This is a genomic window from Clostridium guangxiense, assembly GCF_021043395.1.
Taxonomy (GTDB): Bacteria; Bacillota; Clostridia; order Clostridiales; family Clostridiaceae; genus Clostridium_S; species Clostridium_S guangxiense.
In genome coordinates this window covers 85,396-110,810 of record NZ_JAJNKE010000003.1, presented here as the reverse complement: position 1 = coordinate 110,810, position 25,415 = coordinate 85,396, and the positions used below count along the sequence as shown (strand labels likewise).

Annotated in this window: 22 protein-coding genes, 1 pseudogene and 1 riboswitch; of the genes and pseudogenes, 7 read left to right on the top strand and 16 right to left on the bottom strand. The window is 30.7% G+C overall.

The features are described 5' to 3' along the window. The first annotated feature begins 315 nt into the window (after positions 1-315). The 4 genes from LQK79_RS03525 (at position 316) to LQK79_RS03510 (ending at position 3,109) form a co-directional block, all read left to right on the top strand. A complete protein-coding gene (locus LQK79_RS03525; RefSeq protein WP_231015559.1) occupies positions 316-540 on the top strand; it encodes a FeoA family protein in 225 nt (74 codons plus the stop codon). Position 541: 1 nt separating this feature from the next. Next, on the top strand, positions 542-2,305 hold the full coding sequence (feoB, locus tag LQK79_RS03520) for a ferrous iron transport protein B (RefSeq protein ID WP_231015558.1): 1,764 nt from the start codon (positions 542-544) through the stop codon (positions 2,303-2,305). A 19-nt stretch (positions 2,306-2,324) separates the two neighbouring features. Further along, positions 2,325-2,471 carry a FeoB-associated Cys-rich membrane protein gene (locus LQK79_RS03515; protein ID WP_084757090.1) on the top strand — a complete coding sequence of 49 codons (147 nt, stop codon included), beginning with the start codon at positions 2,325-2,327 and terminating at the stop codon, positions 2,469-2,471. A gap of 116 nt (positions 2,472-2,587) precedes the next feature. After that, entirely contained in the window at positions 2,588-3,109 is a 522-nt protein-coding gene (locus tag LQK79_RS03510; RefSeq protein ID WP_231015557.1) for an amidase domain-containing protein, read from the top strand. Between the two features lie 4 nt (positions 3,110-3,113). Here the strand turns inward: LQK79_RS03510 and LQK79_RS03505 are convergent, their stop codons facing one another. From LQK79_RS03505 to LQK79_RS03465, 9 genes and pseudogenes are all read right to left on the bottom strand, one after another. Continuing rightward, positions 3,114-4,025, bottom strand: coding sequence for a DMT family transporter (locus LQK79_RS03505; protein ID WP_053243096.1), 912 nt, complete (start codon positions 4,023-4,025; stop codon positions 3,114-3,116). Beyond that, on the bottom strand, positions 4,015-5,406 hold the full coding sequence (locus LQK79_RS03500) for an MATE family efflux transporter (RefSeq protein ID WP_053243095.1): 1,392 nt from the start codon (positions 5,404-5,406) through the stop codon (positions 4,015-4,017). The genes LQK79_RS03505 and LQK79_RS03500 overlap by 11 nt, the downstream gene beginning before the upstream one ends. Before the next feature lie 39 nt (positions 5,407-5,445). Beyond that, a pseudogene (locus LQK79_RS03495) lies at positions 5,446-5,734 on the bottom strand (NAD-binding protein); the annotation flags it as partial. A gap of 234 nt (positions 5,735-5,968) precedes the next feature. After that, positions 5,969-7,387, bottom strand: coding sequence for a sensor histidine kinase (locus LQK79_RS03490; RefSeq protein ID WP_231015556.1), 1,419 nt, complete (start codon positions 7,385-7,387; stop codon positions 5,969-5,971). A 181-nt stretch (positions 7,388-7,568) separates the two neighbouring features. After that, complete coding sequence (gene yjeM / locus LQK79_RS03485; protein ID WP_231015555.1) at positions 7,569-9,062, bottom strand: glutamate/gamma-aminobutyrate family transporter YjeM; 1,494 nt, start codon at positions 9,060-9,062, stop codon at positions 7,569-7,571. 352 nt (positions 9,063-9,414) lie between these two features. Further along, positions 9,415-9,825 carry a YjdF family protein gene (locus LQK79_RS03480; RefSeq protein WP_231015554.1) on the bottom strand — a complete coding sequence of 137 codons (411 nt, stop codon included), beginning with the start codon at positions 9,823-9,825 and terminating at the stop codon, positions 9,415-9,417. 768 nt (positions 9,826-10,593) lie between these two features. Continuing rightward, positions 10,594-10,911, bottom strand: a complete 318-nt coding sequence (locus tag LQK79_RS03475) for an AzlD domain-containing protein (RefSeq protein WP_231015553.1) — start codon at positions 10,909-10,911, stop codon at positions 10,594-10,596. After that, positions 10,908-11,618: an AzlC family ABC transporter permease gene (locus LQK79_RS03470; protein WP_231015552.1), complete on the bottom strand. Its 711-nt coding sequence runs from the start codon at positions 11,616-11,618 to the stop codon at positions 10,908-10,910. The genes LQK79_RS03475 and LQK79_RS03470 overlap by 4 nt, the downstream gene beginning before the upstream one ends. Positions 11,619-11,692: 74 nt before the next feature. After that, positions 11,693-12,619 carry a DMT family transporter gene (locus LQK79_RS03465; RefSeq protein ID WP_269144046.1) on the bottom strand — a complete coding sequence of 309 codons (927 nt, stop codon included), beginning with the start codon at positions 12,617-12,619 and terminating at the stop codon, positions 11,693-11,695. A gap of 227 nt (positions 12,620-12,846) precedes the next feature. Between LQK79_RS03465 and LQK79_RS03460 the strand changes: the two genes are divergently transcribed. After that, a complete protein-coding gene (locus LQK79_RS03460) occupies positions 12,847-13,752 on the top strand; it encodes a metal ABC transporter substrate-binding protein (RefSeq protein ID WP_231015551.1) in 906 nt (301 codons plus the stop codon). 154 nt (positions 13,753-13,906) lie between these two features. Here LQK79_RS03460 and crcB (LQK79_RS03455) read toward each other — a convergent pair whose 3' ends face one another. From crcB (LQK79_RS03455) to nhaA, 3 genes are all read right to left on the bottom strand, one after another. Beyond that, a complete protein-coding gene (gene crcB / locus LQK79_RS03455) occupies positions 13,907-14,257 on the bottom strand; it encodes a fluoride efflux transporter CrcB (protein ID WP_231015550.1) in 351 nt (116 codons plus the stop codon). A 12-nt stretch (positions 14,258-14,269) separates the two neighbouring features. Beyond that, entirely contained in the window at positions 14,270-14,698 is a 429-nt protein-coding gene (crcB, locus tag LQK79_RS03450) for a fluoride efflux transporter CrcB (RefSeq protein ID WP_231015549.1), read from the bottom strand. 53 nt (positions 14,699-14,751) lie between these two features. Further along, positions 14,752-14,812: riboswitch (Fluoride riboswitch) on the bottom strand. Positions 14,813-14,899: 87 nt separating this feature from the next. Further along, positions 14,900-16,102, bottom strand: coding sequence for a Na+/H+ antiporter NhaA (gene nhaA, locus LQK79_RS03445; RefSeq protein ID WP_231015548.1), 1,203 nt, complete (start codon positions 16,100-16,102; stop codon positions 14,900-14,902). Positions 16,103-16,377: 275 nt separating this feature from the next. Here nhaA and LQK79_RS03440 point away from each other — a divergent pair, with 275 nt between their 5' ends. Beyond that, positions 16,378-17,667 (top strand): MFS transporter, encoded by a 1,290-nt coding sequence (locus LQK79_RS03440; RefSeq protein ID WP_053243135.1) that lies wholly within the window; start codon positions 16,378-16,380, stop codon positions 17,665-17,667. A 157-nt stretch (positions 17,668-17,824) separates the two neighbouring features. On the opposite strand, the gene LQK79_RS03435 is transcribed toward LQK79_RS03440, so the two are convergent. From LQK79_RS03435 to LQK79_RS03425, 3 genes are read right to left on the bottom strand one after another with little or no spacing between them, the layout of a single operon-like run. Beyond that, complete coding sequence (locus LQK79_RS03435) at positions 17,825-18,964, bottom strand: acyl-CoA dehydrogenase family protein (RefSeq protein WP_053243134.1); 1,140 nt, start codon at positions 18,962-18,964, stop codon at positions 17,825-17,827. A gap of 26 nt (positions 18,965-18,990) precedes the next feature. Then, positions 18,991-20,541, bottom strand: coding sequence for an acyl CoA:acetate/3-ketoacid CoA transferase (locus tag LQK79_RS03430; RefSeq protein WP_053243133.1), 1,551 nt, complete (start codon positions 20,539-20,541; stop codon positions 18,991-18,993). Between the two features lie 29 nt (positions 20,542-20,570). Continuing rightward, complete coding sequence (locus LQK79_RS03425) at positions 20,571-21,347, bottom strand: enoyl-CoA hydratase-related protein (RefSeq protein WP_053243132.1); 777 nt, start codon at positions 21,345-21,347, stop codon at positions 20,571-20,573. A gap of 1,221 nt (positions 21,348-22,568) precedes the next feature. Here LQK79_RS03425 and LQK79_RS03420 point away from each other — a divergent pair. Further along, entirely contained in the window at positions 22,569-23,342 is a 774-nt protein-coding gene (locus LQK79_RS03420) for a DeoR/GlpR family DNA-binding transcription regulator (protein ID WP_231015547.1), read from the top strand. A gap of 36 nt (positions 23,343-23,378) precedes the next feature. Here the strand turns inward: LQK79_RS03420 and LQK79_RS03415 are convergent, their stop codons facing one another. Next, positions 23,379-25,397, bottom strand: coding sequence for a methyl-accepting chemotaxis protein (locus LQK79_RS03415; protein ID WP_231015546.1), 2,019 nt, complete (start codon positions 25,395-25,397; stop codon positions 23,379-23,381). Between the last annotated feature and the right edge of the window lie 18 nt (positions 25,398-25,415).

Sequence of the window (25,415 nt, the reverse complement as noted above, 5' to 3'; positions counted from 1 at the left end):
GTCTTTTTAGCTTCTAGAAGGATAATGGGCAAAGCCCAAACCTCGTGTCCTCGGTTAGCAATAATTTTAAGTTCTTTTTCTTGCTAAGAGAGTAGTCTTTTTAGCTTCTAGAAGGATAATGGGCAAAGCCCAAACCTCGTGTCCTCGGTTAGCAATAATTTTAAGTTCTTTTTCTTGCTAAGAGAGTAGTCTTTTTAGCTTCTAGAAGGATAATGGGCAAAGCCCAAACCTCGTGTATGATTATTGACATTTTACCTTTTAGATGATATTATTTAATTAGTAAATGATAATTATTTTCATTTAGGAGGTGTTAGGATGAGCTTATACGATTTAAAATATGGTGAAAAAGGAATCATAAAAAACATAGTAGGCGATGAAAAATTGTCAAAACGATTATTCGCTCTCGGATTTATAGAAGGCACAGAAGTAAAATTAAAGACCTCAGCTCCTTTAGGAGATCCTATTATAATTCACATTAGAGATTTCAATATTGCACTTAGAAAAAAAGATGCAAAAAATATATTTTTAAAGGAGGCTTAAAATGATAACTGCAGCACTTATGGGTAATCCAAACGTTGGGAAAACCACTTTATTTAATGCCCTAACTGGTTCTGATCAATATGTAGGTAACTGGGCAGGCGTAACTGTAGAAAAAAAAGAAGGATTTTTAAATAGCTCTATTGAAATAGTGGATTTACCCGGTATATATGCCATGGATACTTATTCCAATGAAGAAAAAGTTTCAAAGAACTTCTTACTAAATGAAAATGTTGACGTAATTATTAATATAGTTGATGCATCTAATTTAGATAGAAATCTATACCTTACAATGCAGCTCAAAGAATTTAGAAAGCCAATAATACTCGTTTTAAATATGATAGATGTAGCAAAGAAAAAAGGATTTATTATAGATTATGCTAAGCTTTCACGTGAATTAAACGTAAAAATTGTACCTATCGTAGCTGCAAAAAATAAAAACATAGGCGAAATTGAAAAAATTTTATTGAACCAAAGTTTTATGGCTTCAAGTTATGATAATGAATGTAACTTTCAGTCAGAAAAAGAAACCTATGCATATATTGAATCAGTCTTAAATAAATGTATAACTAAATCGAATAAATTTATAATTTCCTATACAGAAATAATTGATAAAATATTTTTAAATAAATTTCTTGCCTACCCTGCATTTTTTATAATTATATGGTTAATTTTCAAATTTACATTTTCGTGGGTTGGCGGACCACTTCAAGATTTAGCTGATACGCTTTTAAACAACTTACTTATCCCAAAATTGCATTTATTATTTTCATCTACAAGCCCGTGGTTCAGTTCACTTTTAATAGATGGAATAGTTGGGGGTGTTGGCTCGGTTATTGTCTTTCTGCCTATAATTTTGGCATTATTCTTTTGTATATCAATTTTGGAAGACAGTGGCTATATGGCTAGAGCTGCTCTACTTATGGACATAATAATGAGAAAAATGGGACTGTCAGGCAAAGCCTTTATCCCAATGGTAATGGGCTTTGGCTGTGGAGTACCTGCAATAATGTCTGCAAGAACACTGGAAAGTGAAAAAGATAGAAAATTAGCCGCACTACTTATTCCATTTATGTCTTGTAATGCTAAACTTCCTGTTTATGCTTTACTTACTGCAGCTTTGTTTCCGAAACATCAAGGATTAGTCATAGGCTCATTATATTTATTGGGAATTATAGTTGCTTTTATCGTAGGAAAATCCTTTAAAAACACATTATTTAAAAAAGGTGAAGAGCCATTAATAATAGAGCTTCCTGATTACAAATTTCCAGAACCAAAGAATTTACTTTTTCATACTTGGGAAAAGGGCAAAGGCTTTCTTAAGAAGGCAGGAACTATAATATTTTCTGTTTCAGTTATAATTTGGGTTTTATCCCACTTTGGCATCAACGGCTTTGTAGATATAAAATACAGCTTTTTAGCTGAAATTGGACATGTTCTTGTAGCATTCTTTGCACCACTTGGATTTGGCACATGGCAAAATTCAGTTGCCCTTTTAAGTGGACTTGCAGCTAAGGAAGTAGTTGTAAGTACTATGGGGGTCTTATATGGATCACATTTACCAAGCATACTTCCAACAATTTTTACCCCAGTTACTGCATACTCATTTTTAGTATTTACCCTTTTATATCCACCATGCATATCTGCACTTGGTACAATGAAAAAAGAATACGGCTTTAAAATGATGGCATTTATGATAGTCTATCAAATTTGTGTAGCATGGATAGCTTCATTTATAGTATACAATATAGGGATTTCAATATTTTAGATTAATCGAGGTGATTTTAATGATATTAGAATTAATAATAACAGCTTTAATAATTTTCACTGCTTTATTCATATTCATAAAAAATATAAAAAAGAGTTCACATGGTTCATGTAACTGCAGTTCATGTCCATCAAAGACAAAATCTTGTTGCAATAAAAATTCATAGAATTTTATTTATAAAAAATGAGGCTGTTGCATTTTAGTTCAACAGTCTCATTTTTTTATATCAATTTTATATAGACATTCATATAATTTATTATAAGTACTTTTAGGAGATATACAATGTTAAGACAAAACAAATACTTAAGATTTGAAGCTGTATCTTATGCTTTAACTTATGCCTTAAATCCAAATCCAAAATATAGATATTTCCAATTAATAGATGATAACGGCGGCGATTGTACTAATTTTATATCTCAATGTCTTTTTGCTGGCGGAGCCAAAATGAGCTATGGAAGTAGTTGGAATTGGTGGTATAACAATAAAAATACAAACAATGTCATGGACGATACTTGGTCTATATCATGGGCAGTAGCTCATTCACTATACTATTATTTAAGAAATAATGAAGAAACTAATTCTCCTTATATTAAAGGATTAGAAGTTTCAAATGCAAATAATCTTGAATTAGGTGATTTAATTTTTTATGAGGGTAACAACAAAAAAATATTTCATTCTACAATAGTAACTTCTATTTTTAACGGAGTTCCTTTAGTCTCTCAGCATACACCTGAAGCTATAAATATTTATTATAAAAACTCTTGGAAAGCAGTAAAATATCATTATATAAAGATTATTATCTAAACAACTATTTTTCATTTGTAGATAATATTAAAATAGTACTTAAAACGCTTATCATCCCAACAAACTCAACAATGCTAAATTTTGTATTAAGCCAAAAAATTGACAATATAACTGCTGACAATGGTTCCATGCAACTTAATATACCGGTTTCACTTGGTTTTATGTATGTAACGCTCTCAAAGTAAAAATAGAACGGTATGAGTGTTCCAAATAAAACTACAAATATAATTGCTAACATAGAATAAGTTGATATACTGCCGTGAATTTTGAATGGAGAAGCTACAAAGCTAAATAATATTCCTCCAATTAGCATACCAAAGCCAACTATAGTATTAGAGCCAAATTTAATTAAAATCCTTCTTGGATATATCGTATAAAAAGCTGCTGTAAAAGCCGCTATTATTCCCCAAAACAATGCATGACTAGAAATAGCTAATTTATGTATATTTCCATTAGTAGCAAGCAAAAATGTCCCCATCAATGCTAAAATTACAGCTAAAATTTCTTTTATATGTGGAATCCTTTTATATTTAATAATTGAATGTAAAATAATAAATACAAGGCTTAAATATTGTAAAATAGTTGATGTAGGGGCATTTGAGTACTTTATTGTCGTAAAATATGAATATTGAACCCCAAGCATTCCTATAATTGAAAATATAACAAGACTAAGTAAATCATATTTGCTTTTACAAAGTTTAAATATGTTTTTATCTTTCTTAATAACCGCTATTCCAATAAGTCCTATACCAGAAAATAATAATCTTATATCAACAAGCCAATCAGCACTTATATTTGCATTGTGAAATAAATACTGTGCGAAGGTGCCTGAAACTCCCCAAAGTGTTGCAGCAAAAATTACAAATACAATTCCTTTTGTCCTATTTTCAAGTGGTATTTTAACTTTAATATCCATTATTTAACTCCTTACACTTGCTTTTTCTAGTTATAACAATATGATTTTTCCACTTTCCACTTTTAAATCTTATAACATATAAAATACCTCGTACTGTCCAATCTATATACATTCCAAGAAAAATTCCAATAAGTCCAATTTTCAAGGTTATAGCAAGCAAATATCCAAGAGTTATTCTAAATAGCCACATTCCAATTATAGATGTTACCATAGTATACCTTGCATCTCCTGCTCCCTTAAGCCCAGCTGGTAAAACAAAAGAAATAGACCAAACAACTATTGCAAATGCATTTACTATAAGTATTTTTGATGATAAATTTACAATATCCATATTACTTGTAAATAACAATGCCAAATGCTTTGAAAACACAATTGATGCAGCACCAACTATTGCAAGAAGAACCGTCGATAATTTGGTTATGTATGAAAGACATTTGGTTGCACCCTCTTCGTCTCCTCTTCCCATGTATTGTCCTACCATTGCAGTAGCCGCAGTGGAAAGAGAATTTCCTGGTATATTTATAAAATTAGCTATAGAGTTAGTTATAGTATTTGAAGCCATAGCTATAGTGCCCATATCCACTATAAATACTTGCATTATTAATTTCCCACCATTAAATAGTATTGATTCAACACTTGCAGGTACACCTATACCAAATATAGGCCTTAATAATTCTTTATTTAATTTAAATTCCCTCAATTTTTTAAGTCGTACAATTCTTGAACCTCTAAGTAAAATTGTTATTATTACAATCGCTCCAATGGTTCTTGCTGTGGCTATGCCAAGTGCTGCACCCAAAACACCCATTCCATGAATTAAAACCTTACCTCCAATTTTAATTCCATTTATAAATGTCCAGGTAAATATAACATTTAAAATATTCATGACTATAGATATCTTCATAGGAGTTTTAGTATCACCAGCTCCTCTTAATATTCCATTTGAAACCAAATCTACAGTTATGAGTGGATATGTTATAAGTGTTATTCCTAAATAACTGAGTCCATCATTTATAACTTCTTTTTCTGCTGATCCAAATAACAATGCTATAATTGGCCTTCTAAATAAAGCCATAATTATTGTTATCAAAAGTGCTATACCTATACTAGAGTAAAGTGCCTGTTTTGTGGCTTCATTTGCCTTCTTTATGTTGCCTTGTCCAATGTATTGTGCAACAACAACCGTTCCTCCCACTGCTAAAGCTGAAAAGAAGGCTATAAATATGTTGTTAATTGAATCTATCATTCCTATAGCAGACACTGCTTCTTTTCCTATATGCCCAGCCATCATTGTATTAATCATACCCATTAATGTTACAAATAATTGTTCCATCAAAATAGGCAACGTCAAATTAATGACGTCTTTTCTAAGTTTAATCATATGTTAATCGCCTGCCTAAATCATTTATATAATAAAAGTTTATTTTTCTAAAAGCTTATATAGTACCTGTGTGCCATAATCCTCTTTATTATCTTCTACAAGTTTATCATATAATGATTTAGCTAATTTTTAACCCTGGGGTTTCAAAGCCCATATTTTCTGCTTCTGATAAAGCAGTGCTCATATCTTTAACAAAATGTTTTACATAAAAGCCAGGTGCAAAATCTCCTTTTATCATTCTTGGTGCTAAATTACTTAGTGACCAACTTCCTGCCGCACCAGTTTTTATTGTATTTAAAACTTTTTCCTCATCAAGTCCAGCTTTTTGTATAGTCATTTGCTTCCTCTCCTTCTATTAGAAATATAGCTATATAATCGTATGGGGAAACAAATATGAAATTAACTTCATTTTTGTTTCCCCATATATTATAAATTGTATTCAAAGTTCATTTTCTTAATTATACATCACTTGCTTTTTTTTCTCAATAGAATGAAACTCTAAAATATAAGGAAGCTTTGTTTTAAATAAATGTAAAAGAAAACACCTATTTAAAACAAAGCATTATAAATATATATCTGAAAGTTGAATTTTAACTTCTTCATTATCCATATCCATTAACTTCTCCTTATCATTGTCATAACATGAATCTTCATCTACAATCTTAGCCGGCAATTCTACTAAGAATTTACTTCCAACTCCAACTTTACTTTTAACAGTGATCCTCCCTCCATGCATTTCTACAAAGGATTTTACTAAGGACAAACCTATGCCACTTCCCTCAACATTTCTTCTAACAGAACCATCCACTTGGATAAACACATCAAATATTTTTTTTAACATATCTTCTGGGATACCTGTACCATTATCCTTTACAGATATAGTTAAAAATTTTTCTCCATCATGAATACTAACTTTTATGCTTCCACCTAAATCAGTGAACTTAATGGCATTAGACAGCAAATTAAGCATTATTCTTTCAATTTTTTCAAAATCATATGCAATAATTTTTTCTTCCACATCTGTATCAAAAACGACTTTAATACCTTTTAGCTTTGCATATTCTACAACAGACATCGTAATATCTTCGATAGTACTTACTATATTCCCATTTTTTTTATCAAGGCTATAAAATCCAAGCCCTATTTTATTAATATCTATGTAATTATTAATAAGTCTTATAAGTCTATAGCAATTCTGTTTCATTACTTTAGAATACTTAAAAAACGAATCCTTCATATTTACTTTTTCATCACAAATATACGTATTTTCAAGCAGTTGAATGGCGCTATAAATTATGTTTATTGGTGTTTTTAATTCATGGGAAATTGTTGAGAATAGCCTCGTTTTAAGTGCATTGTATTCATTTGCTTGTTTCAAAAGAGCATCTTTTTCTGCAATTTCTCTTTTGAGTCTTTTTGACATTTGCTTCAATTGTAATTCTTCATATCCAATTTTAGATATAAAATTTGCAATCATAAATAGCAAATTAACTGCTGATTTAATACTTTTATCATCAATCACCTTAATTTCCTCTGCAGCTTTTAAAAATCCTTTTTCATCTATATTTAATTCTTTAGCCTTTTGCATTAGGTTTGGCTTTTCTATTTTATGATTTAAAATCTGTCCACCTAAAATCGTACATATTTGTTTTCCATTGATTAATACTGGAGCTGCAAAATCTATAAGGCCTGCGTGACATGTGTATATATAAGGTTTCCCCATTTTTACTGCTGTTACTCCCCCACACTTATGAGAAATAGCACATTCATTGTCTCCTTTCTCTGTTGAGTGAATAAAATTCTCACAAAAATTAGTGTAGCAGCTTGGTTTTGTTACAGGTCTTCCATTTCTATCTACTGTAATACTTGCCATATTTGTACTTGCGGCAAAACTATCCTGAAACCTTTGAAGTAAATTAATATCCACTATATCCCCAATTTCAATAGAATCAATATCGATATTTTGCTGAATATTTTTCATAATATTTCTCTCCAATCCCCTTATTCCTAAAAATCTTAAAATTTGTAATTTATATATGCCCTTTTAATTATTCTTCATAATATTTAAAATTCCTGTAATAGCTAAAAAATTAATTTATAATTGGTATCGAAAATAAAAAAGTTCTATAAAACTATTTTCATAGTCTTACAGAACTTTAAATTCAGTTTCTTATTTTCTTTTCATATGAATTATACATTGTAAGCGCCACTATCGAAAAAAATACTGGTCCTATTATCATCCATATAGTTGATTTCACATCAGGTTTAACTTCAAGTATCGGTTGTATTATTGTAAATAAATTGGCAAAAAATATTGTACAAGTCACTATAATTCCTGCAGCTATACCACTTTTATAGTTTTTATATATTTCAAATGGTTTCTCTATTTCTTTCTTCTTTTTAAAGCTTATAAATGCTATTGAAAGAAACATATATGGTAAGGTCATTGCAACATTAGTCATAAGTACTATGTATGAAAAAAACTTAGATACTCCCTCACCACCAAATGAGATGACCATAATAAATATAGCTATTATTATACACTGTATTTTCATAGCATTTCTAGGCATTCCATCTTCATCAATTTTGCTAATAAATTTAGGCCATAGCTTTTCTGGAGTTCCCTCAATCAATTGCTTTAAAGGTGAATAAATAAGTGTAAAGTAAGATCCCAAATAAGCTAAAAACATTGACAATCCTACTAGTCTTGCAAAAAACACTCCTATAGAAACAGAGGTTGCTTGTCCAAGTCCAAAACTGATACCAATAGCATATCCTAAGTTTTGCATTATTATATAAGTTATGTTTGCCAAATTAATGCCATGAGTACTATTTAGATTATTCCACTTTAAGAATGTTCCACACATAAATATACCCACAGAATATCCAACTGCAATAATTACGGCTGATATAATCATTCCTCTTGGAAAAGTTTTCTCTGGATTTTCAGTTTGATCAACTAATCCTCCAACTGCTTCTATTCCTCCATATGCAAATATTGCAAAAACTAAAAATGATAGTAAATTTATCATTGAATTATTAGAACTATTTGGAGAATCGATAAATGTTCTTATAGATGTAATTGGTTCTGCAAGTTTTCCCCCATGTATAGCAAAAATTACAATTCCGCCTACAAGTAATACAACATTTAGAAGAGCAACTGCTGTCCCTCCTACAGAAGTTATCTTACTTATTTTTTGCAATCCTTTTGACGCAATAAAAGTTACTGTGATTACAAATAAAATTGCAAGTATTCCTATCACTTGAGTAGATTTTAATCCTAAAAGGAGATTATTTTCCGTAATATCCTTGCCAAATATTAAATTTGAAAATGGAATCCATATTTCCGTTGCTACACTTACCATCCAAATTACATATGCAGAATACCACATAAAAGTTCCTATAAAAGCAAATTTTCCTCCTACTGATTTTTCCATCCACGAATATATTCCGCCCTTTTCTTTCTTAAACGCAGATCCATATTCGGCTATCATAAAAGCATATGGTATAAAAAAAGTAAGTGCTGATAATATATACCATGGTATGGCAGCATACCCCATTTTATAAAAAGCTTTAGATATATTGTTAAATCCAAATACTGATGTAAATACCATAAGTACTAAGGGTACTAGCTTTAATTTTTTTTCTCTTTCCATGTCTATATCGCTCCTGTCATAATAAATTGTGTGCAAATAATTATTATATATAAAGTTTGTATTTTTATCAACAGCTGCAATTATCACTTTTTATTACGTCTCATGTCTTTTTTTGAAACTTTCACAATTATAGCAGGCTTACGATTAAACAATGTTATCAATTTATGGAAGTTAACTAAAAATTTTTGACTTTAATTCAGTTTTCTAGATAAAAGTTTTATTTTTTTACCATTAATTTCAACTAAAAATCTTTTTTATCTATTATTAAAACTTTATCCAGTATACCACCCCTCACAATACTATAATATCAAATTTAAATAAGCAAAAATGCAGGCTAAAACCTGCATTCTTATCAATGTCCTCTTTTTCTATCCTTTTTCTTCTGCTGCTTTAGTTGAAACCTTAATTTTTCAGCTTGTTCTCTATTTATCTTAGCTGCTACTTTTCTCTGTTTCTTACTATTTTCCATCTCCAGTTTTAATGCATTTTGCGATTTAGTTCCTATACCATGATTTTGGATCTGCTCTTTTATCTTTCTTTGAAGCTTTTTAGGATTTATTTTTTTCCTTGTAACATTAACTTCTTTAACAGGAGAACTAAATCTAATTGAATTGTAATGTTTTAATATAAATTCATATACCTCTCCATCTTTTGGCTCTCTGCCAAATACTACTCTGGCCACTTCTAGACTATCGCCAAAAGTCTTTTCAAATACACCCACCCAAAATGGATCTTCGTAAAATACATTTAAAGTAATATTCATTTTTATTCCCTCGCTTAAATTTAATTTCAAGAGAACGGACAACCTCGAGGGTAGGTTACTGACATGCATTATGCGTTTGGACTACCAACCAAACCGTGTTTTTATCTCTTAATCATATTATAACATTAATTATTTAACTTTCACAATTTAAAAATATTGCGAAGTAACAGTATCTTGGAATATTAAATAAAATTAATAAATCTAAGTGGTTATTTAAAAAAAGTGGTTGCTTTGAGTTCTAGAAGGATAATTGGCAGAGCCCAAACCCCGGGTATGTTTACTCACTAATCGTTCAAACAAATCGAAATCTCTAAAGCTTTTAACAATTTGCCACTAAGATTTATAAAATTTTATTTAAACTATTCCTTCAATACTGTTACTTCGCTAAACCGGAAATGCAAGGTAAATTTTTCTCCGGTTCCCTACGAAAAATACCCTATAATCACCGTTAATCAATAAATGAGTGGACAAGTTCACACCCAAAATTCCGTAGGTACGGAGGAATTTTTTCCTTGCACTACCGTGGGAGTGAAGTAATACTGCTGAAGAAACGATTTAAAAAAATTCTAATAAATCTTGGTAAAAAAATCATAAAATACTTAGATATTTCAATTTGTCTGAGCGCACAGCGAGTTATTGAAATATCTTAGGATTTTATGATTTTTTTACCTTAGATTTATAGAATTTTTTTAATGTTGCAAAGCAGTATTACTTCGCAATATTTCTATATTGCGATAATCATATATATGCTAAAACTTAGATAGTTGCCTAAAAAAATATCATTCTCAAAACAGCCATAGACAAAACTCCCACAATTACTGTAAGCAGCAAGTTATTTTTCTTAACAGCAGTAATGCATGTTATAGCTGCCGCAACTAAAACTGGCACATTTATTGAAACCTTATTATTTGATATTACTAATGCCGAAAATACAAGTGCAGTTAAAATTGAAATTGGAATGTACTTTAAAAACATTTCAACTTTTTTATTAAGCTTAATTTTAGAAATCAACATTACCGGAAGAACCCTTGGCAAAATAGTGACTATGGCTCCGCCAATTATTATGTACCAAACGCGCATACTCATTTTTTAATAGTACCTCCTATAACAGCTCCAACCACTGCTGATATTACTATTGCTGTATTTGCAGAAAAAATTTTTACAGCTGCAATAAATACCATTGCTGATGAAACTACGACAACAGCTGATTTTTTAGCTTCAGAATTATCCTTTAGGCTAGACACTAAAAGTCCTATAAACATGGCAGGAAGGGCAAAATCCAATCCAAATTTCTTATAATCATATATTAAACTGCTAAAACATGCTCCAACAAATGTTGCGGCAATCCAATTTAAATATGCAGTTATATTTACCCCAATCATCCATTTATAGCTTATATTGCTTTTACTACTACCTTCAGATGATGCAAGTGCAAAGGTCTCATCTGTCATAAGCACACCAACTGTAAAATTCTTTTTAAGAGAATTATCTTTAAAATAAGGTGCTATTGCCGCACTCATAAGAAGATGTCTTAAATTGACTAAAAATACAGTCAAAATTGTTTGCGTAACAGATGCTGATGAGAGAATCATACTTGCGGCAATAAATTGTGAAGAACCAGCATATATAAAAGTGCTCATAGCTACAGTTTCTAGTACCGTCATACCACAAGATTTGCTTACCACCCCACAAGCAAATCCAATACTTAAATATCCAAACAAAGTTGGTATACAATCCTTAACTCCTTTAAAAAATTCATTACCATTTACATGAATTCTTTGTTCCTCAAGCATAAACTTGCCCCCTTTGAAGTTCCATTTATATATTATAGATTGCTTTTTTACCTAAAATCACCTTCTGAGAAATCTTACCCCAATTGTTTCTCTTTTTTGTTTTCAGGCAAATTTACTCCTATTACTCCTATTAAAATGAGTATTGAACCTATAATATGATAATAATAAAATTTTTCATTTAAGAATATCACTCCTGCTAAAATTGATACTATAGTGGATATATTAGAAAATACAGAAGTTGTCGATGCCTCTAGTTTAGATAAACTAAAGTTAATTAAGAAATAGGCACAAATAGAAGATATTATTCCTAAATAAACTATAGATTCAATAAATACTTTGCTTAAAAGTGGAGTAAAATACTCATGTAGATTTCCATCAAAAATGTGTATAACAATTAGAATTAAATTAAAGCTTAAAGCTCCAAACCCCATCATGAAGTAAGTTATTTCAACTGGAGTAAATCTTCTAGATACTTTCCTTGAAATTATATTAAAAAAACCTGCTGAAATAACAGCGCCCATCAGCAAAAATATTCCTGTAATTGAACTGCTAGAGGCATTTGAATTGTCCATTATCACTATAAATGCAACACCTGAAACTGATATAACTATATAAATGAGCCTTTTAACAGAAGGAATTTCCTTTAAAAAATACGCTGCAAGTATAGTTACTGCTATAGGTATTAATGCTATCATAAGTCCACTAATGGATGAAGATGTATTTTTAACGCCATAGGTTTCAAAGATAAAATACATTACAGGTTCAAAAAAGGCCAATATACTCAACCACTTTATTGGCTTATTTTTAAAGTTAACCTTAATCAATTTAATCTTTATAAGTACTGTCATAACTAAAAAAGCTGTAAAAAACCTAAAAGCAACAAGTTCTATAGGCGTCGATACCTTTAAGGCCCTTTTTGTAAATAAAAAGCTCAATCCAAATATAACTGAAGATATTACAACAGTTACATATGGAAGTACTTTAGGTCGTCTTTCTATCATTATATCCCCCCTATACAAGCCAATTAATATACTATCATAAAATATTATAAAAGAATAGTTAGATTTATACAGTTTTTTAAACTTTAACGTAAGTTTTATAAAATAAAAACCACCGTTTTGGGGTAGCTTTTTATTTTACATTTTAAAATCTTATTGACAAATTTTCCTTAATCATATATTATTGTAAATGCAAATTATTTGCAGCCAAATTTTTTAGGAGTGATTCAATGTATAAGAAATGTTTAATTTTATTTATATCTATATGTATGCTTTTTTCACTTACCTCTTGCATGAACAATAGTTCAAAAGATTCTTCAAGTGGAAAGATAAAAGTAGTAGTTTCTTTTAATGCAATGAAAGAATTTGCTTATGCCATAGGAAAAGATAAAATAAATATAATCAATATGACACCAAATGGAACAGAACCTCATGACTTTGAACCTAAAACAAGAGATATTGAAGCACTTGTAGATGCAGATATATTCATATACAACGGTCTTGGCATGGAATCCTGGACCTCTAAAACTTTAAAATCAATAAATAATAAAAATTTAATTGTAGTAGAAGCTTCGAATGGTGCTAATATAATTAAAAACACTGATGCTGGAGAAATAAAGGAGCATGGTGCATATGACCCTCATCTATGGATTAGCTTAAAAGGTGCTGAATTAGAAGCTAAGAACATAAAAAATAGCTTTGTTAAGGCTGATTCGAAAAACAAATCTTTCTATGAAAAAAACTATAATACTTTTAAAAATCAACTAGATGAACTTTATAGCACCTACAACGAGAAATTTAAAACTACAGAAAATAAAAACTTTGTTACAGGTCACGCTGCTTTTGCATATCTTTGCAAAGATTTTGGTTTAAAACAAGAAAGTGTTGAAGATGTTTTTGCGGAAGGAGAGCCAAGTACAAAAAGACTTTCGGAACTAACTGATTTTTGTAAAAAAAATAAAGTTAAAACAATATTCGTGGAAGATATGGTAAGTCCAAAGGTTTCTAAAACACTTGCTAAAGAGGTAGGTGCTAAAGTAGAAAAAATATATACCGTTGAAAGTAAAGAAGATGGGAAAAATTATATTGAAGCTATGAAATCAAATCTAGAAATGATTTATAACAGCCTTAAATAAAAAAATGTGAAGTAACAGTATCTTGTAATGCAAAATACCGCTGCTTCACATAAACATGGATTAAGATTGAATTAATTGTTAGTGCAATATTCCATTTCTTAATTTCCTTTTATTCATATTCATTCACTGTAACCTACACTCCTTGACCCTTGCTCTATATTTTTAAATTCTCTCCTAAATAAAATCCCACAACGCCAAGTATTAATGTCAAAAAAATATACATGAATGCATTAAGCTTTTTTTTCCCTTGAAATAAGTTAAAACCTTCATACATAAAAGTTGAAAACGTAGTGTAAGCACCCATGAATCCATCAGCTAATAGCAGTGACATATTTTTACTTACGCCAGAGCTAGTTAAAACCCCTAATAAAAATGCTCCTGTTATATTTATTATAAAAGTTCCAAAAGGGAACTTAGATTTTGATCTTTTAGAAATAATATCTCCTAACTTGTACCTTGTTAAACTACCAAAAGCTCCTCCAATTCCTATTAAAATATATCCCAACGCTATTCCCCCTTATGAAATCTTCTCTTCTTCATTATCTTCAGTCTTTTTATTAAAGAATCTTGAAACTCCCTTTCTTGCCACAATAACTCCAAAGTATGCAAAGCATAGTCCAAATATTACTGAAAAGCTTATATATAATATTGAAGAAAAATATAATCCATGATTTATAAGCCCTACTGTTTCCTTGCACATAGTAGAAAATGTAGTATATGCACCTATAAAACCTGTTGTAATCCCAAGCCTTATATCATTATCAAGCTCCAAGTTCTCTATGGCTATAGTAGAAATTAGCGCTAACACAAAACTTCCTGTTATATTTATTATAAGTGTGTTTAAAGGTATAGCTTCCTTATAATTATAAAAATTAATATTTTTAATAATAAATCTTAAAATAGCTCCTAACGCTCCTCCTCCAGCTATAAGTAAATACTTTTTCATATGTTTCCTCCAATCCTTTTTATTATAAATAAACAAAAAACCCCTACACTTATTAAAATGTAGAAGTCATTAATCTAAAAGATAGTTAAGGCGAACTTCATCACCTATTCAGTTATTATGGGTCATATTATATCAATTAAGTTATAGTTTGTCAATTAAAATAGCAAGCTTCAAGCTTTATGTAAGTAACTTCTTCTTAAATTACGACAATTCATTTTTAGTTTTCATAAGCTTAAAAATTAAAAATCCTAAAATTGAAGATATTATGGAAACAGACATAATTGCTACTTTAGCATCATTTAAGTAAATTGCGTTCGAAAATGATAAAGAAGAAATAAATAGAGACATAGTAAACCCTATTCCTCCAAGTACACTTGCTCCATATAAATGTTTTATTGAGACTTTTGAAGGTAATTTGGCAATTTTAAATTTAATAAATAACCACGACATACCAAAAATGCCCAATTGCTTTCCACAAAAAAGTCCTAAAGCAATTCCAATACTCACAGGAGAAATCATAAGCCTTTTAAAGCTATTAATATTAACTATAACTCCAGAATTGGCTAAAGCAAATATTGGCATAATGCCATAGGCAGACACATAATTAAGTAAATGCTCCAATTTATAAGCTGCAGATTCTTCTGCTTCTACTCTAGTTTTCCCAAGTGGTATACTTATCCCCAAAAGAACTCCAGCAATCGTTGCATGAACTCCAGACTTTAATAAACAAATCCACAAAACAAATCCTAAAATTATGAAAGCTGAAATATGCCTTACTTTCAACTTATTAGCTATAATTAGAAATACAAAAGCGATCACTCCTATAAGAAGTGCAAGCCACCGTATATTATTCGTATAAAATATTGCAATAACAATAATTGCCCCTAAATCATCCACTATTGCTAGCGCTGTCAAAAATACTACTATACCTCTAGGCGCTTTTTTATTTCCTACAAGAGAAATTACCCCTAATGCAAAAGCTATATCCGTTGCCATTGGAATTCCCCAACCAGAAACCGTATTCTGACCAAAGTTAACCATAAAATATATTATTGCTGGAACCACCATTCCCCCTAAAGCAGCTCCAATTGGAAGTATTACTTTTTTTATAGTTTTAAGTTCCCCCACAAGAACTTCCCTCTTAATTTCCATTCCGACTAATAAAAAAAATATAGACATTAAGCCATCATTAATCCAGTGAAGTATAGACATTGATATAAAAAATTTTCCCATTCCTAATGCAATATTTGTATGAAGTACCTTTTCATAAGCATGATTCAAACTCGAATTTGAAATAATTACAGCAGTCAAAGCACACATAATCAGAATAATTCCACTTGAGGATTCTTTATGAAAGAATTCTTTAAACATATTAATGACTGCAGATGCCTTTTTTAATTTCATAACATTTCTCCTCGAATATATATGATGACTAATAAACAATTTTATAATTGCATTTTTAGTTTTCCCAATATTACTTTTTTAAAACACAGCTATGATTAAAAAAATGTTAATATAAATTAAAGAAGCCTTATTTTATATAATCTTAGTCATTTTATCAACACACAGCAACCTTTTATTATAGTACTAAGTTACATTAGCCATTTTTTACTTTTATTAACATCAGCTTAACACAATTATGGTAAAATAAATACAAATATTTTAACATGGAGGAAAACATGAAAGATTTAAATAAGATTGAAAAAAGCTGGATAATGTATGACTGGGCAAATTCTGCATACAGTATAGCTATAACATCTACTATACTTCCACTATATTTTAAAATGGTGTACTCTTCTGGCACGTCTGCTTCTTCTGCCAATTCTACTGCATACTGGGGTTACGCAAATTCAATTGGAACTTTAATCATTGCATTTCTGGCTCCCATTCTAGGAACTATTGCTGATTATAAAGGATATAAAATGAAACTTTTTAAAACATTTTTTATTCTTGGAATTATATTTACCTCTCTTCTTTCTATAGTTCCTAATACCTATTGGTCTTTGCTTCTTATTTTCTATGTAATCAATTCTATAGGTTTCTCCGGAAGCTGCATATTTTACGATGCTTTTCTAGTAGACGTAACACCAAAAGAAAAAATGGATAGAGTATCTTCTATGGGCTTTGGAATGGGATATATAGGCAGCACAATTCCTTTTATATTATCCATATCCTTAATAATACTTTCTCAATCAAAAGTTATTCCTCTTTCAATACAAACTTCCTGTAAAATATCCTTTTTAATAACTTCAGCATGGTGGGCACTTTTTACTCTGCCTATGATTAAAAATGTAAAACAAATTCATGGAATAAACATAGAAAAAGCTCCAATTGTAAATAGTTTTATAAGATTAAAAAGCACTTTAAAAAACATAAAGCACCACAAAAATTTATTTATATTCCTTCTTGCATATTTTTTCTATATAGATGGCGTTGATACAATAATAACTATGGCCACTTCATATGGTTCGGACCTTGGGATAAGCTCCTCTACCCTTCTTATAATACTTCTTGTAACACAATTTGTAGCTTTTCCATTCTCCATAATTTTTGGCCGTCTTGCAGAAAAATTTAAAGATAAAACAATGATTTTTTGCGGAATAATAATTTATTCTTTTATATGTATATACTCTTATTTCATAAAAACCTCTTTAGATTTTTGGGTACTTGCTGTACTTGTAGGAACTTCTCAGGGAGGAATACAAGCAATAAGCCGCTCTTATTTTGGTAAACTTGTACCTAAAGAAAGAGCTAATGAATTCTTTGGCTTTTATAACATATTCGGAAAATTTTCAGCTATAATGGGTCCTTTTATTGTAGGCATAGTTACGCAGCTAACAGGTGAAACTCGTAAAGGTGTGTTAAGTATAATATTTCTTTTTTTAGTTGGAGGGATTATTCTTTTTAAAGTTCCCGCTGATAAAAGATGTGCTAATTCTAAAAACACCGCATATGAATTAGACGCATAAAAAAGCTATGTTTTAAAATAATATCAATAAAAATTTATGTCATTAATGGAACCTAAGAATTGCTTATTTATAATTTCAGTAATCCTAAGATTCCATTAATTTCAAAATATTATATCAACTTTCTTTTAAACACGGCTTATTATGCTATAAGTAAACTTTATCTAAATAAAGCTCCACCAATAATCATTTTTTGAATTTCATTAGTTCCTTCATATATTTGAGTAATTTTAGCATCTCTCATCATTCTTTCAAGATTATACTCTCTCATGTATCCATTTCCACCAAGCATTTGTACAGCTTCAACAGTTACATGCATTGCTGCATCTGTACAAGCAAGTTTTGCCTTTGCAGCGGATACAGAATATGGTCTTCCATTTTGCTTATCAAGTGCTGCTTTGTATAATATATATTTAGCTTCTTCAATTTCAAGCTCAAGCTCTGCCATTTTAAAGGATAAGTATTCATTTTTATATAGAGGTTTTCCAAATTGAACTCTCTGTTTTAAATATTCTTTAGCTATATCAAAGGCTCCCTCTGCTATTCCAAGTCCTTGAGCTGCAACTCCTATTCTTCCTCCATCAAGTGTACTTAAACCCATCCTAAGACCTTTTCCTTCTTCTCCAACTAAATTTTCAACTGGAACTTTACAATTTTCAAACACAAGTTCTGAAACTTGAGCTGATCTTATACCACATTTGTTTTCAATTTTACCTACTGAAAATCCTGGGAAGCTCTTTTCAACGATGAAAGCAGATAAACCCTTAGCTCCTTTACTTTTATCTGTTGAAGCAATAACAAAGAATGTTTCTGATAATGGTCCATTAGTTATAAAGCACTTAGAACCATTTAATATATAATAATCTCCATCTCTTACAGCTGTAGTTTGAACACCTGATGCATCTGAACCTGCATTTGGCTCTGTTAACCCAAAGGAACCGAATTTTTTACCTGAAAGTATATCTGGAAGATATTTCTTTTTTTGTTCCTCTGACGCATTATTTATAATACCCCCAGCACAAAGTGAAGTAGTTACTGAATAGGAAATGCCAACCGAGGCATGGACCTTTGATATTTCTTCTACTGCAAGTACATATGAAAGATAATCTCCTCCGAAGCCTCCATATTCCTTTGGATAAGGCATACCGATAAAACCCATGTTACCCATTTTCTTATAAGCTTCTATTGGAAATTCACTATTTTCATCATTTTCTATAGCTATAGGTTTAAGCTCCTTTTCAGCAAATTCTCTTGCAGTCTTTTGAATCAACTGCTGTTCTTTAGATAATTCAAAATCCATTTAAAATTCCTCCTTAAAAAATAATATTACCTTTTTATGCCCATAGGCGTATCATAAAAAATTCTTTCATCCATCAGCTTAGGATCTTCATCCATTTTCGGTACAAAGTCCATTAAATCTAAAATATCTCTTTCCATGTTTATTCCTGGTGCTATCTCTATAAGGTATAGGCCATCTTTTTTAAGTTCAAAAACAGCTCTTTCAGTGATATATAAAACACTTTGACCCGTTTTTTGAGCATACTTGCCACTAAACGTAATTTGTTCTACGTTATCTATAAATTTTTTAACCTTACCTTCTTGAAGTATATTTAACTTTCCCTCTTCAACAGCCACTTTTAAACCTGAAGTGGTAAAGGTCCCACAAAATACTACCTTCTTAGCATTTTGAGATATATTTATAAAGCCTCCACAGCCTGCTATTTTAGGTCCAAACTTACTTACATTTAAGTTTCCCTCTTTGTCCACTTGTGCTAAACCTAGAAAAGCTATATCAACTCCTCCACCATCATAAAAATCAAACTGATAAGGCTGATCTAGTATGGCTTCTGGATTTATTGAAGCTCCAAATTCGCTTCCACCCTCTGGAATGCCTCCTACAGGCCCTGCTTCTACTGTAAGTGTCATATATTTTCCTATACCTTCTTCATTTGCAACAAGAGAAATCACCTCTGGAATCCCTATGCCAAGATTAACTACACTGTTTGGTTTCAATTCCATTGCAGCCCTTCTCGCAATAACTTTCCTAACGTTCAAAGGAGCTTTTTCTATACTTGTAAAAGGTATTTTTATTTCTCCTGTTAAAGCTGGATTATACTGACATCCAAAAGACTGTTCATGCTCTTCTTTTTTTGATACTACAATTGCATCTACATAAATCCCTGGAATTTTAACAAGTCTAGGGTCAAGACTTCCAGCTGCGACCATCTTTTCAACCTGCACAACAACAGTTCCACCACTATTTTTGCAAGCCTGGGCAATAGATGTGGCCTCAAGCGTAGCAACTTCCCTTTCAAGAGTTACATTTCCCTTTTCGTCTGCAAAGGAACCTCTTATAAAACATATATCTATTGGAAATGATTTATATAGAAGCTTTTCTTCACCATTTATATTCACTACCTCAACTATGTCCTCTTTTGTTACCTTATTTAGTTTTCCACCTTCAATTCTAGGATCAACAAAAGTATTTAGACCAACATGAGTTATAGTTCCCATTCTCTTTCCGGCAATATCCCTAAAAAGCTGCGAAATAGTTCCTTGAGGCAAATTGTACGCTTCCACCTTATCTTCTATAGCCATTCTTCCAAGCTTAGGTGAAAGATTCCAATGGCCTCCAACTACTCTTTTAATCATACCTTCATGTGCAAAATGATCTGCACCTTTACCGTTACTATCGCCTTGAGCGGCCGCATATATTAAGGTTAAGTCTCTAGGATGTCCCGTCTCATTAAATCTTTTTTCAAGGGCACAAGTAAGAGATTCAGGGCAGCAGCTTCCAACAAAACCACCTGTTACAATAGTTTCTCCATCCTTAACCATTTCTGCAACCTCACAGGGCTTCAAAAATCTTACTCCCATATTGAATCCTTCCTTTCACACTTATCCAATTAGCATCCCTTAAAATCAGGAGTTCTCTTTTCTACAAAAGCTTTCATTCCCTCTTTTTGATCTTCTGTCGCAAAGCACAAAGCCCATAAATTATTTTCATAACTGTAAGCTGACTCAGTATCCATATTAAGTCCGTTATTTATTGATAACTTTGCAAGGCTAACAGCATAACTTCCTTTTGTCATTATCTTTTTTCCAAGCTCCTTTGCCTTTTGAATAAGCTCTTCAGGCTTGTATATTTTATTAACGAGACCTATACGATAAGCCTCCTCTGCATCTATCATATCTGTAGTAAAAATTAATTCCTTAGCTCTTCCTTTTCCAACAATTCTAGGAAGTCTTTGTGTACCAGCAAAACCAGGTATTATACCAAGATTGACTTCTGGTTGGCCAAATTTTGCATTGACTGAAGCTAATCTAATATCGCAAGCCATTGCAAGTTCATTTCCTCCACCTAAAGCATAACCATTAACAGCTGCTATAACCACTTGAGACATATTTTCAATATCAGAAAATACTTTTTGAGCTACTCTTGAAATTTCTTTTCCTTCTATGGCATTTAAATTTTGCATTTCCTTTATATCTGCTCCTGCAACAAATGACTTAGATCCTGCACCAGTTATAATTACAATTTTCACATATTTTTTTAATGAAATTTCACTTATAAGCTGACCAAGTTCTTTTATAGTTTCGCTGTTCAAAGCATTAAGAGCCTTAGGCCTATTTATTGTAATTTGACCAATTCCATCTTCTTCTTCATAAATAATATTTTTCACAATGATCCCTCCAATTAGACTATGATAAACGTGTATTCTAAATAAACTTTAATCACTTAACTATTCATAATGTAGTACAGGCGCTCTGAAGTATCAGCCTTCTTTAAATTTTTGAAGCAATTGTATGGATTTTACTAAACTTCAACTAAAAAACCAATCTTCACATAATTACATTTTGAAAGACTGTCAAATAATTGTTTAAAGCTAACATGTTTATCTCATAGAACTGTAAACCTTTCTCCTCTAAACATAAGTACACTTTTTAAACCTTTACATCATTTGCATATTTGTTTACTACTTCTGAGCCACTGAAGCCCCTCATTATCATCTTGTTTACATAATGCCAAAAAGTGTTTCGAAAAACCAAGCATATCGTTACTATCCTAATCTTAACCTTATCCCTATTAATCTTTTATTCCCCCTGTCTTACTATTTATTTAAGAAGACGGGCTAACATCTTCTCAATATGAAATTCATAAAAACATTGCAATAATATGCTCAAATTATTGTTGTTTATTTGTTAACTTTTGATTATATTATAAGCATCATTACCATAACATGTCAATATATTTTTATAAATATTTTTGTAAATAGTTTTTTGATAAAGTTTTGGTTATATTATAGTTTATTTTTTATTTATTTGGTGTATAATAGAAGTAGTACATACATAGTTGCAAAATACGAGCTAGTGAGTAAATATAGATAAACAAGCTGAAACATTTAAATTGCCAATACCAAATTTATCCTTACAAACTGGAATTTGTCGAGCACTATAGTGAAGGGTTTTAACTCACTTCGTTTGTTAAAAGACTAAGGTTTTCGCTATGCGAAAGGTGAAGGGTTTTACGGTGCTATGCACGTAAAAGGTGAACTTTTTTATCTTCAATAAAAAGCTAAGGTTGATTTTCCTCCGTTTCCCTACGGAAAATCTTTAACGTATTTAAATTATTTATTTTTCGTAGAGAAACGGAGAAAAATATTCCTTAACCTTTTGCCGTGGCAAAAACCTTCACCTTTGACAAGCAAAGCTATGTCAAACCCTTCACTTTTCACATAAGTGAAAAAGTTAGTTTTTTAATGAGCAGGGCGAATTAAAACCCTTCACTCAGCTCGACAAATTCCAGTTTATCAGGATAAATTTGGAGATTGCAATTTTAAAGTTTCAAGTTGTCTATCTATAGTTATAGAATCCAGTTAAATATTAAGAAAGGAATGTTAGTTATGAAATCTGACAGAATCAGAAAAATTGAAGAATATATAATTAGTAATGAAGTAGTATCCCTAGATACGTTATGTGAAGTCTTTAACATATCAAAAAATACAGTAAGAAGGGATATAAACGATTTAGTTGAAAAAGGAAGTATTAAAAAGGTTTATGGAGGAGTAACAGTTAATTCAGATTTTAAAAATTCTCCAAATGGTTTAGTTTCATTTGAAGAAAGAAACATAAGAAATAATGAAGCCAAAATATCTATTGGAAAAGCTGCTGCTTCTTTTGTACAAGATAACGATATAATTTTTATAGATTCTGGTACAACCACTCTTCACATGATCGAGTATCTTAAAGATATAAAAAATGTCACTATACTTACTAACAATATAAATGCAATAGCCGCAGCTATTCCATTTGAAAATTTAAATATAATATGTCTCGGAGGAAGTCTTATAAGAAAAACAAATTCTTTTGAAGGCATAAGAAACTTTGAAATTTTCAAAGATTACAACATAAATAAAGCCTTTATGGCTGCCACCGGAATTTCTTTATCTAGTGGTGCCACAAATTCTTCTCCATTAGAATATAAAATCAAAAAGAATATCGTAGAAAAAAGCAAAGAGGTTTACTTATTAGCTGATGACTCAAAGTTTAATATTTCAGCACTTATGACTTATTGTAAGCTAAGTGATATAGATCATCTAATAACCAATACAGAACCTCCAAAGGAATATTTAAACTACTTTAATGAAAATAATGTAAAATATACTGTAAGCCAATAAAAAATGAAAAGGCAGTTCTTGCCTTTTCATTTTTTATTAAATCTTAAACTTATCAGCCTCACCATTAAGTTTATTTGCGACACTGTTAAGATCGCCTGCAAATTTTGCAACATTTTCAGAAGAAGCATACATTTCCTCGGAGGACGCTGATATTTCTTCTGAAGATGCAGAAGATTCTTCTGAAATAGCAGTAATTGAATCTATCTTTTCTAATATTACCTCTTTGGAATTCATAATAATTTCTATAGATTTATAAGTATCGTCCACCAAAGGAGCTATAGCTTTAACCGATGATAGCATATCCTCAAAGGCTTCAATAGTATTTTTTGCAATATTAGATTGTTCTTTAAATGCCGTCTTAACATCATTAGAAGTCAGCATTACATTTTTTGTTTCACTGCTTATACTTTCTACAAGCTTATATATTTGCTCTGTAGATTCCTTTGTTTGTTCTGCCAGCTTTCTAACTTCCTCTGCAACAACAGCAAATCCTTTTCCTGCCTCACCAGCCCTTGCTGCTTCTATAGCTGCATTTAACGCAAGTAGATTAGTTTGTTCAGATACTCCATTTATTACTTCTGTTATATTTCCAACCTTAGAAACACTGGAATTTAAATTAGTTATCTTATCAGCAACAATTGTAAAAGATTTGTTTACCGTATTTATAGACTCTAAAAGTACATTTATTTCTTCTTTTCCTTTTGTTACCTTGATTTCTGTTTTATTTGAACTTTCATTTACCTTTGATATTTTTTCGTTCATAATTTGCAGCTGTTCTGCAAATCTAGAAATTATATTGGATATATTAACAAGGTCATTTGCTTCTTCTGTTGCTCCATGCGCTACATCCTGTATAGCCCTTGCAACATCGCTAGCAGCATTTGTCATCTCTTCTGAACTTGAAGTAAGCTCCTGTGACATTGTATTTACTTTTAAAGTTCCACTTTTTATAGCTGAAATAGTATTCTTTAAATTATATGCCATACCTTTAAATGAGCTTGCAAGCAGCCCTATTTCATCTGAACTACTTATATTTATTTCATTATTTAGTTCTCCCTCAGATATTCTTTTAGATATATCAACTAAATGTTTAAGTGGAACTGTTATACCTTTTGATATTTTAGTTAATATAGCGGCAAATATAATAAATGCAACTATTGATATAGCAACTATAATCATTATAGTTGTATAAACAGTTTTGTTCACATTCTCCATAGACATACCTACATCTATAGCGCCAACAATCTGTCCATTTTTATGTACTGGAACAATTACATCATAAACAGGAATTTTATTTTTATACTCGTACTGTGAAGTATAAACTTTTCCTTTCGTTACTGCCGCTTTACTTCCAATATTGCTTAAAGTTATTCCCAGCCTGCTTTTATCACTATGTGCTTCAACTTTCAAATCTTTATCCATATATAATGCATAAATCATAGATTTATTATTTTTTACCATATCCTCAACAATAGTTTGAGTTTTAAGGGAATCAGTCAGCTTTTGCACCCTATTTGCGAGTATTCCAATTTGAACCATCCCACCACTCGTATTTTTTATATACCCATATTTATAATAATCATTTGTTTTAGAGCTTTTCCTTATCTCCTCCATAAATTCATCTTTTTCGCCTTTAAGTACAGGATATCCCAAGCTTTTGCTGTCAAATACATATCCTATAGACGTATTTAAATTAGAGTATATAATTTTGCCAGATGCATCCGTATAATTTATTTCATCAACTTGAAACTGCTCTGCTAAAGTTTTTAAGTAACTATTATTGATACTAGAGCTATTAGCTACTATGAAATCTCCTAACGTCTCTATTCTATTGTCAATAGACTCATTAAGCGAATCTACTGCACTATTATTTTTTTCTGTATCTTTTGATATTTGATTTGCCATGTTAATTCCATCAGATTTCATCTGAGATAATATTTTATTTCTTGATGTTATTACTGAAACAGCTGCTATAGTCATAATAATAACAAACATTATTATCATTGGAACAACAAGAATTTTAAAAGATACAGATCTCCTAAACCCTTTTTTCATTAAACAAATACCCCTTTT